Origin of the sequence: Pseudomonas sp. A1230 (assembly GCF_044218825.1) — a bacterium.
Taxonomy (GTDB): domain Bacteria; phylum Pseudomonadota; class Gammaproteobacteria; order Pseudomonadales; family Pseudomonadaceae; genus Aquipseudomonas; species Aquipseudomonas iridis.
On record NZ_CP162582.1, the window covers coordinates 1,171,699 to 1,186,440 of the forward strand.

Below are 14,742 nucleotides of genomic sequence, written 5' to 3' on the forward strand. Positions count from 1 at the left end.
GCATGAAGCTTTTATTGACCCGCCTGACCCTGGCGGTCGGGCTGACTGCGCCGCTGTTGTTGGCGCACGCTGATGGTCAGGTCAAGCGCGGCGAGTATCTCGCCCGCGCTGCCGACTGCGTGGCCTGCCACACAGCACCGGGTGGTGCGCCGTATGCGGGTGGCCTGCCGATCGTCTCGCCGTTCGGCACGATCTACGGCACCAACATCACGCCGAGTAAAGAGCACGGTATCGGTTTGTACAGCGATGAGGAGTTCTTTGCCGCGCTCACCGAAGGCAAGCGCCGCGACGGTGCGAATCTGTATCCGGCGATGCCGTACACCTCCTATCACCTGGTGCCGCGGGAAGATTCCGACGCGATTCATGCGTATCTGAAAACCGTCGAGCCGATCGAGCGTGCTGCACCGGTCACCAGCCTGAGCTTTCCGTTCAACGTGCGTCTGGGCCTGATGGGCTGGAACATGATGTACGGCAAAGATGTGAAGCTGGATTCGGGCGAAGGTAAAAGCGAAGCGTGGAAGCGCGGCCAATACATGGTCGACGTTCTCGGCCACTGCGGCGAATGCCATACGCCGCGCGGCCTGCCGGGCGCTATGCAGATGGACAAACGCATGACCGGTGGCATCCTCAACGGTTATCTGGCGCCGAGTCTACTGGCGACCGATCTGGCTGCTCGCGGCTGGAATCATCAGGACCTGAGCACGTTCCTCAAGCACGGTATGAGTGCGCAGGGCACGATGTTCAACGAGATGTTCCCGGTATTCCACAACAGCACTCAGGGCCTGACTGATACCGATCTGGCTGCGATGGCCACGTTCCTGCTCGGTGATCAGCCGCCGGCAGCCAAAGCGCTGGTCGAAGTGCCAGTGGAAAAGCTCAGCGCGAGCGCTCAGCGCGGCCGTCAGGATTACTTGAACGTCTGCGCCGGATGTCACGCGGTCGGTGGCGAAGGCAAACCGCATATCGCGGTGGCCATGCGCGGCAACACCACGCTGCGTCTGGAAGATCCACGCAACTTGCTGCGCGTGATCGAGGATGGTATCGGCGAACAGAAATTCTCCGGGTTCGAGCACATGCAACCGATGCCGGGTTTTGCCGACAAGCTCAGTCCTGAGCAGTTGACCGATCTGCTGAACTACTTGCGCCAAGGCTGGGGTGGTCAATCCGCTGAACTGGCAGTGAGCGAAGTGCAGAAGCTGCAAGCCGACGCTCCGACCATCGAGCACAAGGCGCACTGATATGCAGCATCTCGATCTGCAAGTGGTGCGCCGCGCGCTGGAGTGGTCGGTAGCGGGGCAGCGCATCTGGCTCTGCACCGTGCTGACTACCTACGGCTCGGCACCGCGTGCGCCGGGTTCGCTGCTGGCGGTGAATGAAGGTGGGCAGTGGATCGGGTCGCTGTCCGGCGGTTGCGTCGAGGAAGATTTTCTCGAGCGCGTCGCCGAAGGTGCGTTTCTCGATGCGGTCAATGTCGTGCGTTACGGTGAAGGCGACGATCCGCGCTCGCGGGTCAGCCTGCCCTGTGGTGGCATTCTCGATGTGCTGGTAGAGAAATTTGACGCCGACTGCGACGTCCAGGCGCATCTGCGCGAATTGGAGTCGGCGCTGCTCGGTCAGCGTCGATTGATTCGCGAGGTCGATCTGGCCAGCGGTGCGCGCAGTCTGTTCGCTGATCGCGAGCAGGGTGCGCGTATCGAGCGGGAGATTGATCGGGTGCGGATCCGCATCGGTGCGGCGCAGCGTTTGTTGCTCGCCGGATATTCCAGCGTGGCGCAGGCGTGCGCCGAGTTTGCGGTCGGCCTCGGTTTCGAAGTGATCCTCTGCGATCCGCGCGATGAAGTGCTCGAGGGTGTGGTGCTCAGTGGTGTGGAGATTCGTCGGCAACTGCCGTCGGTGTTCATTGCCGATGGCGGTTGCCATCGAGATACCGCGGTCGTGGCGCTGACCCATGACCCGCGCATCGACGATCTGGCGATGATGGAAGCGGTGCGTACCGAAGCGTTCTACATTGGCGTGATGGGCTCGCTGCAGACTTCGCAGAAACGCTTCGAGCGTTTACGTCGGATTGGCGGGCTGGGGGAGGGCGAGTTGGCGCGGATACATGCACCGATCGGCCTTAACCTGGGCAGCAAGACGCCGGCGGAAATTGCGTTGGCGGTGCTGGCGGATATCTTGCGCATACGCAGTGGGATTGCTCGGGATCAGCTCTGATACTGAGTGGCAGATGTCATTGTGGCGAGAGAGTGTGCTCCCTCGCCACAGTTGCTTCTGAAGAATGAAGCGGGGCGTTTGATCAGAAACCGTATTTGTCGCGCAACCCGTAATACCAAGCCCCCAGCGCCGCAAACGGCGTGCGCAGCAGTTGCCCGCCCGGGAACGGATAGTGCGGCAGATCAGCAAACGCATCAAAACGCTCCGCCTGACCACGCAACGCCTCGGCCAACACTTTGCCGGCCAGATGCGTGTACGTCACACCATGACCACTGCAACCCTGCGAGTAATAGATGTTGTCGCCCAGGCGTCCAACCTGCGGCAGGCGCGACAGGGTCAGCAGGAAGTTTCCGGTCCAGGCGTAATCAATCTTCACGTCCTTGAGCTGCGGGAAAGCCTTGAGCATTTTCGGGCGGATGATCGCTTCGATGTTTGCCGGATCCCGTGCGCCATACACCACGCCGCCGCCGAAAATCAGGCGCTTGTCGCCCGTCAGACGGTAGTAGTCGAGAAGGTAATTGCAGTCTTCGACACAGTAATCCTGTGGCAGCAGGCTTTTCGCCAGTTCATCGCCCAACGGTTCAGTGGTGATCACCTGAGTGCCGCACGGCATCGATTTGGCCGCCAGTTCCGGCACCAGATTGCCGAGGTAGGCGTTACCGGCGACGATGATGAATTTGGCCCTGACCTTGCCCTGCGGTGTATGAACCACTGGATTGGCGCCGCGCTCGATACGCACGGCGGGCGATTGCTCATAGATAGCGCCGCCAAGCGATTCGACTGCCGCGGCTTCGCCTAGCGCCAGGTTTAGCGGGTGAATGTGGCCGCCACTCATGTCGAGCATGCCGCCGACGTACTGATCGCAGGCCACGACCTCACGAATACGACGTTGATCAAGCAATTCAAGCTGCGTATGGCCGAAGCGTTCCCACAGACGCTTTTGCGACTCCAGGTGGTCCATCTGCTTGGCCGACAGCGCCGCGAACACGCCGCCGTCCTTCAGATCGCACTGTATGTTGTACTTGGCGACGCGCTCGCGAATGATCCGGCTGCCTTCGAAGGCCATGTGGCCGAGCAGCTGCGCTTGCTTCGGGCCGACGGTGCGTTCGATCACATCGATGTCGCGGCTATAGCTGTTAACAATCTGGCCGCCGTTGCGTCCCGATGCGCCGAAACCGACCTTGGCTGCTTCCAGCACGGTCACGCGAAAACCGCTCTCCAGCAGAAACAGGGCGGAGGACAATCCGGTATACCCGGCACCAATCACACAGACATCCGTCTCCACATCATCCTGCAAGGCCGGACGAGCCGGTACGGCATTGGCCGACGCAGCGTAATAAGACTCTGGGTAAAGGGTGTTCGCCATCCTGCAGCCTCTGTTTAATATATTTTACGAGTGCGCCGATCCTACCCGAGTTGAAAAACCTCCGCCAGCCACTGAAAATCTCCGTTGCTGAGCGAAAATTAAATATTTTGCATATTCATAGGGTTAGGTGAAAAAAAGGTGTTGACACCCCTCCGGAATTCCGTAGAATGCCGCCTCACAGCAGGCACGTAGCTCAGTTGGTTAGAGCACCACCTTGACATGGTGGGGGTCGTTGGTTCGAGTCCAATCGCGCCTACCAAACAAAATCCGCTCTGCTGGGCGGTCTAGAAGGGCTCACCGAAAGGTGGGCCCTTTTTTGTTGTCTGGGGGTTTGCAGACCTCTTGCGAAATCCTCGCTTCAGAACATCAATTCGGCACTCACCTCGACGTGCGCTTCCCTTCCTCATGATTACCTTCTCTTTCCACATTGATGAGACGGCTTCAGAGCTGGTGCATAACGACAGCCATTCCTCCGCGTCAAATTCTCATTCCATAAAAATAGTGTGGATATTGAATGAGTTACGAGCTTTTTTAACCGACCGGTTATCGAAAAAATATTGTCGCTGAAGCGATTAATCAGTAATATCCGCTCCGCGTTCACCACCACGGTTTATGCATTTTTAATCCCAAGCTTCCATCAGCTGCTTGGGATTTTTTTTGCCTGCGATTTGGCTTTTGCAGCACTTCTCTATCACGTTCCTCAGCTGTACACCGGCGATGTGGTCCGGGCAAGTCCCCACTTTTTGAACTACTACTGACTGGCCGATTTTCAACTCTTTTATAAAGGAGTGTGTCTGTGCTGGCTCAGTGGTTTCTAGCGGCTATTCATTTACTGGCTTTTGCCTTGGGCTTTTGGGCAGTGCTGACGCGTGGAGCGGCGTTCAGCCGCTTGGCGTCCGGCGCGGGGGAGGTCAGGCGCGTGTTGCTCGCCGATAATCTGTGGGGCATCTCTGCGTTGATTCTGTTGGTGACGGGCGGGATGCGTGCCTTTGGCGGGTATGAGAAGGGCACTGACTATTACCTTCATCAGCCACTGTTCCATCTGAAGATGACACTGTTCGTGCTCATTCTGCTGATGGAGCTCGCGCCGATGATCACGTTGGTCAAATGGCGCATCGCCTCAGCGCGCGGTGCGGCACTCGATACCGGGCGTGCAAAGTTGTACGCGCGAATCAGCCATGTCGAAGCGTTGTTGCTGATGCTGATGGTGGTTGCCGCCACTGGCATGGCGCGTGGCGTGACATTCGCTTAGGAGGGCGAATTCCCTGCGCTCTATCGGAATCGTCCGACAGCCAGCCTTTGGAATGGCCGGTAAGATCGAGCGGTAACAGGGGATACGGAAAATGAAGCGGAAGGGGATTGGTGTGTCAGGCGCCGTGCCCAACAGAGTGGGGAGCGGGTGGCAATACGGCGCGTGTATCTCTAGCCAGTCATTGTGCTGGGCAAACGAACTGGCTACTGACTGCGATGCGGCTCAGGGTGTTTGTGGTTTGTCCGGAGCGGTCAGGCCAGCTTGAATGCGCTGGTAGATCTCTTCACGGTGCACCGCAACGTTCTTCGGAGCGTTGATGCCAATTCGTACTTGCTGGCCGCTAACGCCCAGGATGGTGATGGTGATGTCATCACCAATGTTTATGCTTTCACCGACTTTGCGGGTGAGTATCAGCATGGTCTTCTCCTTGATTGCTTTGTAGGGCACCTGATTCAGACAGTGCAGAGGTCGGTGGTACGTATAGATTAGTGCGAAGTCTCACAGTTTGGGTGCCTCTTTCTGACGCGCAGATGCGGCATTAATTCCCAGGGCGTAACTATACAGAGGCTGCAATCATCAATCTCGTTGTTTCGTGCCCATTTTGCGGGGCTCGCGAAGTATTTATGAATGGTAAGATCGCCGCTTTGAGATTTCCGAGGAAACCGTTGTGCGCAAATTGGTCTGGATAGTCGCGGCACTGGCATTGGCAGGATGTGGTGAAGGCAAGAGTGTAGACGCGCAAAAGCCGAAAACGGCGGTCGCGACTGCTCCTGCGGTCGCCTCTGCTCCACAGTGGGATCTCGAGGTGCGCGGCGAAACGCCTCAGGCGGTCAGTGATCTGAGCGGCTGGCTGATCGAGCATGCGTTTGTTCCGACGGTAATCAAGGACAGCAGCGGCAAAGTGCGAATTCTGATTGGCCCTTTCAACTCCAAGGCTGAAGCCGAAGCTCGGCAGGTGCAGGTCGATGCGGCATTGGCAAAGGCCAAAAAACGGAATATCGAATCGGTGGTGATCGAGCATCCGATCCAGCCGTAACATTGTTTTCAGCGGAGCAGCTTAAAGGGTGTCGGATGCGATTCGTCTTATACGAGTCACTTACGATTTCTTGAAGGAGCTCCGCATGGCCTCCGCCAATCCCTACAAGCTCTTCAGTGCTGTGCTGCAGCGTAAAACCCGGTTGAGCCCGCACTTGATGCGGATCACGTTCGCCGGTCCTGAAATTGCCAGCATGGCCACCTGGGCGCCCGATCAGCGGGTCAAACTTTTTTTCCCTGCCGCAGATGGTTCTCCTGCAAATCTTGCGCAGGAGGAAGGTTGGTACGCGCGTTTCCGTTCGATGTTGGCGAGCCGCCGTCCGGCGATGCGTACTTACACGATTCGTCATCTGCGTACCGAGCAAGGTGAGGTCGACATTGATTTCGTCTTGCACGGTGAGACGGGGCCTGCTTCGCGCTGGGCGTTGCGAGCGCAGTCGGGCGAGTCGATACAAATCCTTGCGCCTGACAACCGTTTCTCTGCGAAGGAGGCCGGAGGGTTCGAATGGCGGCCGCCGCAGGCTCTCAAGCAAGTATTGCTGGTTGCCGACTCGACGGCGTTGCCGGCAGCCATGGGCATTCTTGATGAGTTGGCTGCCCTTGCCTATCCGCCCCAGACGCAAGCTTTCTTCGAAGTCGACAGTGCACAAGACATGCTTTCAGTGCCTGACTGGCCGGGGCTTACAGTTCAATGGCTGATCCGTGAGCAGGCAGATGCGACAGTCGCCGGGATGTTAATGGTTGAGGCGGTGCGGCAGGCGACCTTGCCCATTCATGCTTCGTCAGCGAGCCAGGCCATCGAACTCGCTGAGGTCGATGTTGATAAAGATATTCTTTGGGAAATTGCCAATACGTCGGAAGAAGGATTTTACGGCTGGGTCGCTGGCGAAAGTGCGGCCGTCATGAGTTTGCGCAAATACCTTGTCAAGGACTGCGGGATCCCTCGTGAATCGCTCAACCTGATGGGATATTGGCGCCACAACAAGCCTGGCGGCTAGCCACAAAAAAAGGCCTCGAACATAACGTTCGAGGCCTTTTTTGTGCTTCCATCAGCTGCAGGCTTTCATGCTCACCGGGCCGACAAATTCGTTGCCGCGCCCCATCACGCACGCCACGCTCTGATTGCGCTGGCGTTCCCAGTCTTGCACCGGGTAGGTCTTGTCCCACGCCTCATATAACTGCCGATCCTGTTTCGACAGACGCAAGCCGTATTGCTTGCTCATGTAGAAATAAGTGCGGGCAATCATGCCGCGAATTGAAGGGCGGGGCATGACCTTCTTGGCCTTGAAGTCGACCTGGGTCAGGCAAGAGCCGTACTGACCGGATTGCACTGGCAGCCAGCCATAGCTGAAATTGCTGCGATCGCCATTCACCTCGCCAATGCTCGGTACCAGGTTATGCAGGTCGGCTTCGGCCTTCTGGTAGATCGGGTCGTAGCGTGTGCAGTTCTTGCGTCCGCCTTCCTGCCAGCATTGGCGCTGATGGCCAAACTGCCAGGCGGGCACAATGTGCTCCCATTCGATACGTGACGCGCGCTTGGCATTTTTGCGCGGTACGTAACCACAGGCTTTCAAATCAACCCGGTTGCCGGTGTATTTGCAGCCGCAGTAGAACTCGGTGGACTGCGGTGCGTACAACTTCCAGGCGACCTTCTTGGCTTCGGAAAATGTGCGAGGTGCGCCCGCCTGGGCGCCCATGGCGATGAACAGCAAGAACAAAGCAAAACAGCGGACAATCATTGAATCAATCTTCCTTCGGCACAACCCAAAAAATCTGCACGCCGCCATCGTCGCGGTAGGCGAGGGTGACGTTGTCGTTCTCGTCGATTTCCTCGAGCAGGCGCTCCCAGTCATCCATCGGCTCGTCCGGCAGGCGGAAGATCAGTGCGGCTTTGGCTTTCTGTGCGGTGGGGGAATTGATGATTTTTTGAACGCGCATACCCATGCGTTCATAAGCGTCAGGAGCATCAGGGGAGGTGGCCACGAGGTTATCCTTATTAAGCTGTACGTGCATACAGTATTTAACTGTAAGCATTTTCGCAACTGCTTAAAATTCAAGAAAATCCTCTGACAGCGCTTTTCCGATTTTGGTGTAGGGCGAGTCGAATTTTTTGTGGGGAAGATGCACGCGGGGTCGTAGGCGACGCACCACCCGCCAATCCGGCGAGTGGTGAGAAGATTGCCCCATCAAGAGTTGATCGGGCGAAGGTCAATCAGTATTCCCAGAACATCCGTTGCAGCTCTTTGCTGTCATTGGTTTTGGTCAGTGCGACCATCGCCAGGATGCGGGCTTTTTGCGGGTTCAGGTCGTGAGCGACGACCCAGTCGTACTTGTCGTCAGGTTGTTCGGCATTGCGCAGAACGAAGCCGCCAGCGTTGACGTGGGACGAACGGATGATCTGCACGCCATCTTTGCGCAGGGCTTGCAATGAAGGGACTACGCGCGAGGACACCGAGCCGTTACCAGTACCAGCGTGGATGATGGCTTTGGCGCCGGATTGGGCGAGTGCCTTGTAGGCGGTATCGCTCACATTGCCGTAGGAATAGGCGATTTCTACGTCAGGCAGGCTCTTGATGTTTTTGATGTCGAACTCGGAATCCATGGTGTGACGCTTGGCTGGCAAGCGGAACCAGTAGGATTTTCCTTCAACGACCATGCCCATTGGGCCCCAGGCACTTTTAAAGGCCTCGGTCTTGATGTTGATCGTTTTGCTCACGTCACGACCGGACTGGATTTCATCGTTCATGGTCACCAGTACGCCTTTGCCGCGAGCTTCTTTGCTGCTGGCCACCGCGACGGCGTTGTACAGGTTGAGCATGCCATCAGCGGACATGGCGGTACCCGGACGCATCGAGCCGACGACGATAATCGGCTTGTCTGTCTTCTCTACCAGGTTAAGAAAGTAAGCGGTTTCTTCCAGCGTATCGGTGCCGTGGGTGATGACGATGCCGTCGACATCTTTGCTGTCAGCCAGCTCGGCGACGCGACGCCCCAATTGCAGCAAGTTGTCGTTAGTGATGCTTTCCGAGGCGATCTGCATGACTTGTTCGCCACGCACATTGGCCAGTTTGCTCAATTCAGGAATGCCGGCAATCAGTTGCTCGACGCCGACTTTGGCTGCCTGGTAAGTGGCGCTGTTGGCGGCGCTGGCACCAGCCCCGGCAATAGTGCCGCCAGTGGCGAGTACTACGACGTTGGCGAGTTTGGTCTGTGTTTCGGCTTCTTTTGCCTGTAGGGCAGTAGGCAGGAGCAGGAGGAGGGCCAAAGCGCCCGGAACGAAGGTTTTGAAAGCAGATTTCATTATTTTTCTCTCTAGTAGTGAGACGGTGCTGATGCAGGTTCATCTAGATGCGCCCCGAGCCGATCTGGATGCCGGGGTGCGGTGTAGGGAGCAGGATCTGTACCAGCCGTACTTTGCGTTAGAGAAATGTTTAACTTGATGATTTACATCAGTATTTTGTGATTGTAGAAAGAGCGCCTCGCATCGGGTATCCGGGTTTCCGAACAATGCGGGCCTTCATGTTCGGCTCTCCGAAAAGGACTACTGGTTCTGTCGAACGAATCGGGTTGCCGTATCTGGAATAGGTGCTAAAGAAACCTTTGCGCTGGCCGATGCGTGTTCAGGGAAACTAAAATTTAGGGAGTTCTCATGTCACTGACGATCGGTTTATCAAATCCCGCTGCTGTCACCATCGGCGGCAAAACCGCTGCGACGATCAATGCATTGAGTCAAGCGGAAGCGGACGCTTCTGCCGAGGCGCTGGGCATCGAGAAAGAAGAGAGCAATCAGGTCAGAACCGGTGGTCCCGCGCAAGAAGACAGCAAGGCTGAAAGCGGCGACAACCTGAGCATCACAGTCAAAATGCTGCTGAAGCGGATGCAGGAATTGCAGAAGCAACTCCAGGAACAGCAACAGCAATTGGCCGCGGCACAAGCTCAGAGCTATCCGACTCCGGAGGCCAAATCGCAGGCTGTCATGTCCATTCAGGGGCAGATCGCGCAAACCAGCGGCGCGATGGCGGAAGTAGCGGGCGCGCTGGTCAAGGAAATGTCCAAGAGTTCCACCAGTGGCAATCTGGTCAGCACCACAGCATAGATAGCAAAGGGGCGAGTCGAATGATTCGTCCTACGATAAATGGTGATTTCCGATTGTTGACAAATCGCGGCCAGGTTCGCATAGTTCGATCTACGCAAACGTTTGCGCGGCTTCCCCTAGGTATAGCTCCATCGGTGGAAGCGCTGTAGATTACGCCAGCGCAAACGTTGCTCAAAATAATCATAAGATCGGAGTGAACCCATGAAGCTGCCATTTGCTGGACGTCTTCTTGCTGTCGCTATGCTGGCTGCCACAGCCGCTGCATTACCCGTCTCTTCGGCGTTCGCCGAATCCCCGGAAAAACCCAAAGTCGCACTGGTCATGAAATCCCTGGCCAACGAATTCTTCCTGACCATGGAAGATGGCGCCAAAGCCTACCAAAAAGAACACTCCGCCGATTTCGACCTGATCTCCAATGGCATCAAGGACGAGACCGACACCGCAGGCCAGACGCGCATCGTCGAGCAAATGATTCTGGCCAAGGTCAATGCCCTGGTCATCGCGCCTTCTGACTCCAAGGCCATGGTGCCGGTGATCAAGAAAGCCGTCGATGCCGGTATTACCGTGATCAACATCGATAACCAGCTCGATCCGCAAATTGTCAAAAGCAAAAACATCAGCGTGCCATTCGTAGGCCCGGACAACCGCAAAGGTGCGCGTCTGGTAGGCGAATATCTGGCCAAACAGCTGAAGGCCGGTGACGAAGTGGGCATCATTGAAGGCGTGTCCACGACGACCAACGCTCAGCAGCGTACCGCTGGCTTCAAGGATGCGATGGAGGCGGCGCAGATCAAGGTGGTTTCCCTGCAGTCCGGTGACTGGGAGATCGATAAAGGCAACAAGGTTGCCGCGTCGATTCTCAGTGAGTACCCGGATGTCAAAGCGTTGCTGGCTGGTAATGACAGCATGGCCGTCGGTGCCGTTTCCGCCGTGCGTGCTGCGGGCAAGGCAGGCAAGGTGCAGGTTGTCGGCTACGACAACATCAATGCCATCAAGCCAATGTTGAAGGACGGTCGTGTACTGGCGACTGCGGATCAGTATGCCGCCAAACAAGCGGTGTTCGGTATCGAGACCGCGCTGAAAATCATCAAAGGCGAGAAGGTCGACAGCGGTACCAATGGCGTGATTGAAACGCCGGTCGAACTGGTCACCAAGTAAGTCCTCTGGCGATACAACGGCGCTCGCCCGACCGGGTGAGCGCATGGAGATTTTTATGTCAGTTTCCGCTCCGAACGCTGTCCTCTCGGTCAGCGGTATCGGTAAGACCTATGCGCAACCGGTGCTCACGGGCATCGATTTGACGCTGATGCGCGGTGAAGTACTGGCGCTGACCGGCGAGAATGGCGCCGGTAAAAGCACCCTGTCGAAGATCATTGGTGGTCTGGTTACCCCGACCACTGGCCAGATGCAGTTCCAGGGCAAGGACTATCGCCCGGGCAGTCGTACCCAGGCTGAAGATCTTGGCGTGCGCATGGTCATGCAAGAACTCAATCTGCTGCCGACATTGTCGGTGGCGGAGAACCTGTTTCTCGACAACCTGCCGAGCAACGGCGGCTGGATCAGCCGCAAGCAATTGCGTAAGGCAGCCATCGAAGCCATGGCGCAGGTTGGGCTTGATGCGATCGATCCGGACACCCTGGTCGGCGAATTGGGCATCGGGCATCAGCAGATGGTCGAAATCGCCCGCAACCTGATCGGCGATTGCCATGTGCTGATTCTCGACGAGCCGACCGCGATGCTCACGGCGCGTGAAGTCGAAATGCTTTTCGAGCAGATCACTCGCCTACAGGCGCGCGGCGTCTCGATCATCTACATATCCCACCGCCTCGAAGAGTTGGCCCGCGTGGCGCAACGCATTGCTGTGCTGCGTGATGGCAACCTGGTGTGCGTCGAGCCAATGGCCAATTACAACAGCGAGCAACTGGTCACGCTGATGGTCGGGCGCGAACTGGGCGAGCACATCGACATGGGCCCGCGCAACATCGGCGCCCCGGCGTTGACGGTCACAGGTCTGACTCGTTCCGACAAGGTGCGCGACGTCTCGTTCGAAGTGCGTGCCGGGGAGATCTACGGGATTTCCGGTCTGATCGGAGCAGGGCGCACCGAACTGCTGCGGCTGATTTTTGGGGCCGACGTCGCTGACAGCGGCACGATTGCACTGGGCTCGCCAGCGCGAGTGGTGAGCGTACGTTCGCCGGTCGATGCCGTGCGCAATGGCATTGCGTTGATCACCGAAGATCGCAAAGGCGAAGGCTTGCTGCTGAGCCAATCGATCAGCGCCAACATTGCCTTGGGCAACATGCCGGAAATTTCCAGTGGCGGTTTCGTCAACAACGGCGACGAAATCTCACTGGCGCAACGACAGATCGACGCGATGCGCATCCGCAGCTCAAGCCCGACACAGTTGGTTTCGGAACTGTCCGGTGGTAACCAGCAAAAGGTCGTGATCGGTCGCTGGCTGGAGCGTGATTGTTCGGTGCTGCTGTTCGATGAACCGACTCGTGGCATCGACGTCGGTGCCAAGTTCGACATCTATGCCTTGCTCGGTGAGCTGACGCGCCAGGGCAAAGCGCTGGTGGTGGTATCCAGTGACCTGCGTGAATTAATGCTGATCTGCGACCGGATCGGTGTGTTGTCGGCGGGGCGTCTGATCGACACCTTTAAGCGCGACAGCTGGACCCAGGATGATTTGCTTGCTGCCGCGTTCGCCGGCTACCAAAAACGTGATGCGTTGCTCAACGAAGCGGCGCCTAGGGATCTCCCATGAAAACTGCATCTCCTGCCAGCAAGCGTAGTGGCAACTTTTACGGACTGGGCACCTATCTGGGGCTGGCCGGTGCACTGCTGGCGATGATTGCGCTGTTCTCGGTCTTGAGCAGCCACTTTCTGTCCTATAACACTTTCAGTACGTTGGCCAACCAGATTCCCGACCTGATGGTGCTGGCCGTCGGCATGACCTTCGTGTTGATCATTGGCGGTATCGATCTGTCGGTGGGCTCGGTGCTGGCGCTCGCGGCATCAACGGTCAGCGTGGCCATGCTCGGTTGGGGTTGGAGCGTGTTGCCGGCGGCGTTGCTCGGTATGGCGGTCGCGGCATTGGCGGGCACCGTCACGGGTTCGATTACCGTGGCCTGGCGGATCCCTTCGTTCATCGTTTCTCTCGGTGTGCTGGAAATGGCCCGAGGTCTGGCTTACCAGATGACCGGCTCGCGCACGGCTTATATTGGGGATTCGTTCGCCTGGTTGTCGAACCCGATTGCTTTCGGTATTTCACCGTCGTTTATCATTGCCTTGCTGGTGATTTTTATTGCGCAGGCGGTTTTGACGCGCACGGTGTTCGGTCGTTACCTGATCGGTATCGGTACCAACGAGGAAGCGGTGCGGCTGGCGGGGATCAATCCAAAACCCTACAAGATTCTAGTGTTCAGCCTGATGGGCCTGCTGGCCGGTGTTGCCGCGCTGTTCCAGATTTCTCGACTGGAAGCAGCGGACCCGAATGCTGGCTCCGGTCTGGAACTGCAAGTGATTGCCGCGGTGGTGATCGGCGGCACCAGCCTGATGGGTGGGCGCGGTTCGGTCATCAGCACTTTCTTTGGCGTCCTGATCATTTCCGTACTGGCGGCCGGTCTAGCGCAGATCGGTGCCAGCGAGCCGACCAAGCGCATCATCACCGGTGCGGTGATTGTGATCGCGGTCGTGCTCGATACCTATCGCAGCCAACGCGCCAGTCGGCGGGCTTGAAACATGGCGACAATCAAGGATGTGGCGGCGCTCGCGGGGATTTCCTACACGACCGTGTCTCACGTGGTGAACAATACACGACCGGTCAGTAAGGAGGTCCGGTTGAAAGTCGAGGCGGCCATCAAGAGTCTCGATTACGTGCCGAGTGCGGTGGCGCGCTCGCTGAAGGCCAAAACCACTGCAACCATTGGCTTGCTGGTGCCCAACAGTCTCAACCCGTACTTCGCCGAGTTGGCACGGGGCATCGAGGATTACTGCGAGCGTAATGGCTACTGCGTGATCCTCTGTAACTCCGATGACAACCCGCAAAAGCAGCGCAGCTACTTGCGTGTCCTGCTGGAAAAGCGCGTCGACGGCTTGATCGTCGCGTCGGCCGGCGGTGACAGTGGTCTGGCGCAGGGGCTGGCCGGGGTAAAGACGCCAATGGTGATTGTCGACCGTGGACTGGATGGCGTGGATGCCGATCTGGTGCGCATCGATCATGAGTACGGCGCTTACCTCGCCACCCGTCATTTGTTGGAGCTTGGCCACCGCGATATCGCGACCATTGGCGGCCCTGCGAGCACCAGCGTGGCGCAAATGCGTCAGGCCGGTTTTTGCCGGGCGCTGAAAGAGGCGGGCATCGAAGTGTCGCCAGCGCGCATGCTCGAGAGCGATTTCACCAGCACCGGCGGTTATAACGCAGCGACGACGCTGCTTGCGAGCGACCCGCCGAGCGCGATTTTTGCCGGGAACGACATGATTGGCATCGGGGTGCTGCGAGCGGCGGCTGAACGCAAGGTGCGAGTGCCGAGCGAGCTGTCGGTGATCGGCTTCGACGATATCCAGATGAGCCGCTATGTGTATCCGGCCCTGACCACCGTCGGCCAGTCGATCCTGCAGCTGGGCGAGATGGCGGCTGAAGTACTGCTGCGAAGGATTGCTACCCCAGGCCTGGTCACTGATCAACGGATCGTGACCCCGAGTATTGTCTTGCGCGAATCGACTGCGCCGCTGTCCGGCGTGTTCACCGAGTACCGCTGAAACCGAATTGACGAGTAG

Annotated in this window: 15 protein-coding genes and 1 tRNA gene; 11 read left to right on the plus strand and 5 right to left on the minus strand. The window is 57.7% G+C overall.

Annotated elements, in window-relative coordinates:
- Positions 1 to 2: 2 nt before the first annotated feature.
- Complete coding sequence (locus AB4P97_RS05345) at positions 3 to 1,238, plus strand: c-type cytochrome (RefSeq protein WP_395602153.1); 1,236 nt, start codon at positions 3 to 5, stop codon at positions 1,236 to 1,238.
- 1 nt (position 1,239) lies between these two features.
- Positions 1,240 to 2,211, plus strand: a complete 972-nt coding sequence (locus tag AB4P97_RS05350) for an XdhC family protein (RefSeq protein WP_047300463.1) — start codon at positions 1,240 to 1,242, stop codon at positions 2,209 to 2,211.
- Positions 2,212 to 2,293: 82 nt separating this feature from the next.
- Here the strand turns inward: AB4P97_RS05350 and AB4P97_RS05355 are convergent, their stop codons facing one another.
- The gene (locus AB4P97_RS05355) at positions 2,294 to 3,577 is read right to left on the minus strand and encodes an FAD-binding oxidoreductase (protein ID WP_042558623.1); all 1,284 of its coding nucleotides are present in this window, start codon (positions 3,575 to 3,577) and stop codon (positions 2,294 to 2,296) included.
- A gap of 182 nt (positions 3,578 to 3,759) precedes the next feature.
- On the opposite strand from AB4P97_RS05355, the gene AB4P97_RS05360 reads away from it, so the two are divergent.
- Both AB4P97_RS05360 and AB4P97_RS05365 read left to right on the plus strand, forming a co-directional pair.
- Positions 3,760 to 3,836 (plus strand) — tRNA-Val (locus AB4P97_RS05360).
- 537 nt (positions 3,837 to 4,373) lie between these two features.
- Entirely contained in the window at positions 4,374 to 4,829 is a 456-nt protein-coding gene (locus AB4P97_RS05365; protein ID WP_042558676.1) for a DUF2214 family protein, read from the plus strand.
- 222 nt (positions 4,830 to 5,051) lie between these two features.
- Here AB4P97_RS05365 and csrA read toward each other — a convergent pair whose 3' ends face one another.
- Positions 5,052 to 5,246: a carbon storage regulator CsrA gene (gene csrA / locus AB4P97_RS05370; protein ID WP_003179932.1), complete on the minus strand. Its 195-nt coding sequence runs from the start codon at positions 5,244 to 5,246 to the stop codon at positions 5,052 to 5,054.
- A gap of 250 nt (positions 5,247 to 5,496) precedes the next feature.
- Here csrA and AB4P97_RS05375 point away from each other — a divergent pair, with 250 nt between their 5' ends.
- Both AB4P97_RS05375 and AB4P97_RS05380 read left to right on the plus strand, forming a co-directional pair.
- The gene (locus tag AB4P97_RS05375; RefSeq protein ID WP_042558677.1) at positions 5,497 to 5,865 is read left to right on the plus strand and encodes an SPOR domain-containing protein; all 369 of its coding nucleotides are present in this window, start codon (positions 5,497 to 5,499) and stop codon (positions 5,863 to 5,865) included.
- An 85-nt stretch (positions 5,866 to 5,950) separates the two neighbouring features.
- Positions 5,951 to 6,862 (plus strand): siderophore-interacting protein, encoded by a 912-nt coding sequence (locus AB4P97_RS05380; RefSeq protein WP_042558678.1) that lies wholly within the window; start codon positions 5,951 to 5,953, stop codon positions 6,860 to 6,862.
- A 51-nt stretch (positions 6,863 to 6,913) separates the two neighbouring features.
- Here AB4P97_RS05380 and AB4P97_RS05385 read toward each other — a convergent pair whose 3' ends face one another.
- From AB4P97_RS05385 to AB4P97_RS05395, 3 genes are all read right to left on the minus strand, one after another.
- Entirely contained in the window at positions 6,914 to 7,603 is a 690-nt protein-coding gene (locus tag AB4P97_RS05385) for an endonuclease (RefSeq protein ID WP_042558679.1), read from the minus strand.
- Positions 7,604 to 7,607: 4 nt separating this feature from the next.
- On the minus strand, positions 7,608 to 7,877 hold the full coding sequence (locus tag AB4P97_RS05390; RefSeq protein WP_090282667.1) for a DUF1654 domain-containing protein: 270 nt from the start codon (positions 7,875 to 7,877) through the stop codon (positions 7,608 to 7,610).
- A 199-nt stretch (positions 7,878 to 8,076) separates the two neighbouring features.
- Positions 8,077 to 9,165, minus strand: coding sequence for an asparaginase (locus AB4P97_RS05395; protein WP_042558680.1), 1,089 nt, complete (start codon positions 9,163 to 9,165; stop codon positions 8,077 to 8,079).
- Between the two features lie 348 nt (positions 9,166 to 9,513).
- Between AB4P97_RS05395 and AB4P97_RS05400 the strand changes: the two genes are divergently transcribed.
- The 5 genes from AB4P97_RS05400 (at position 9,514) to AB4P97_RS05420 (ending at position 14,724) form a co-directional block, all read left to right on the plus strand.
- Positions 9,514 to 9,960, plus strand: coding sequence for a hypothetical protein (locus AB4P97_RS05400; protein WP_042558681.1), 447 nt, complete (start codon positions 9,514 to 9,516; stop codon positions 9,958 to 9,960).
- 201 nt (positions 9,961 to 10,161) lie between these two features.
- Positions 10,162 to 11,118, plus strand: a complete 957-nt coding sequence (locus tag AB4P97_RS05405) for a sugar ABC transporter substrate-binding protein (protein WP_042558682.1) — start codon at positions 10,162 to 10,164, stop codon at positions 11,116 to 11,118.
- Positions 11,119 to 11,173: 55 nt separating this feature from the next.
- Positions 11,174 to 12,727 (plus strand): sugar ABC transporter ATP-binding protein, encoded by a 1,554-nt coding sequence (locus AB4P97_RS05410; protein WP_395602154.1) that lies wholly within the window; start codon positions 11,174 to 11,176, stop codon positions 12,725 to 12,727.
- Positions 12,724 to 13,701 (plus strand): ABC transporter permease, encoded by a 978-nt coding sequence (locus AB4P97_RS05415; RefSeq protein ID WP_042558684.1) that lies wholly within the window; start codon positions 12,724 to 12,726, stop codon positions 13,699 to 13,701. Before AB4P97_RS05410 ends, AB4P97_RS05415 begins: the two co-directional genes overlap by 4 nt.
- Positions 13,702 to 13,704: 3 nt before the next feature.
- Positions 13,705 to 14,724 carry a LacI family DNA-binding transcriptional regulator gene (locus AB4P97_RS05420; protein ID WP_042558685.1) on the plus strand — a complete coding sequence of 340 codons (1,020 nt, stop codon included), beginning with the start codon at positions 13,705 to 13,707 and terminating at the stop codon, positions 14,722 to 14,724.
- Positions 14,725 to 14,742: the final 18 nt, after the last annotated feature.

Coding starts and splice junctions, on each gene's coding strand:
- AB4P97_RS05355 (WP_042558623.1), bottom strand. CDS start 3,577: ATGGCGAACACCCTTTACCCAGAGTCTTATTACGCTGCGTCGGCCAAT.
- AB4P97_RS05380 (WP_042558678.1), top strand. CDS start 5,951: ATGGCCTCCGCCAATCCCTACAAGCTCTTCAGTGCTGTGCTGCAGCGT.
- AB4P97_RS05400 (WP_042558681.1), top strand. CDS start 9,514: ATGTCACTGACGATCGGTTTATCAAATCCCGCTGCTGTCACCATCGGC.
- csrA (WP_003179932.1), bottom strand. CDS start 5,246: ATGCTGATACTCACCCGCAAAGTCGGTGAAAGCATAAACATTGGTGAT.
- AB4P97_RS05410 (WP_395602154.1), top strand. CDS start 11,174: ATGTCAGTTTCCGCTCCGAACGCTGTCCTCTCGGTCAGCGGTATCGGT.
- AB4P97_RS05395 (WP_042558680.1), bottom strand. CDS start 9,165: ATGAAATCTGCTTTCAAAACCTTCGTTCCGGGCGCTTTGGCCCTCCTC.
- AB4P97_RS05390 (WP_090282667.1), bottom strand. CDS start 7,877: ATGCACGTACAGCTTAATAAGGATAACCTCGTGGCCACCTCCCCTGAT.
- AB4P97_RS05420 (WP_042558685.1), top strand. CDS start 13,705: ATGGCGACAATCAAGGATGTGGCGGCGCTCGCGGGGATTTCCTACACG.
- AB4P97_RS05415 (WP_042558684.1), top strand. CDS start 12,724: ATGAAAACTGCATCTCCTGCCAGCAAGCGTAGTGGCAACTTTTACGGA.
- AB4P97_RS05385 (WP_042558679.1), bottom strand. CDS start 7,603: ATGATTGTCCGCTGTTTTGCTTTGTTCTTGCTGTTCATCGCCATGGGC.
- AB4P97_RS05405 (WP_042558682.1), top strand. CDS start 10,162: ATGAAGCTGCCATTTGCTGGACGTCTTCTTGCTGTCGCTATGCTGGCT.
- AB4P97_RS05345 (WP_395602153.1), top strand. CDS start 3: ATGAAGCTTTTATTGACCCGCCTGACCCTGGCGGTCGGGCTGACTGCG.
- AB4P97_RS05350 (WP_047300463.1), top strand. CDS start 1,240: ATGCAGCATCTCGATCTGCAAGTGGTGCGCCGCGCGCTGGAGTGGTCG.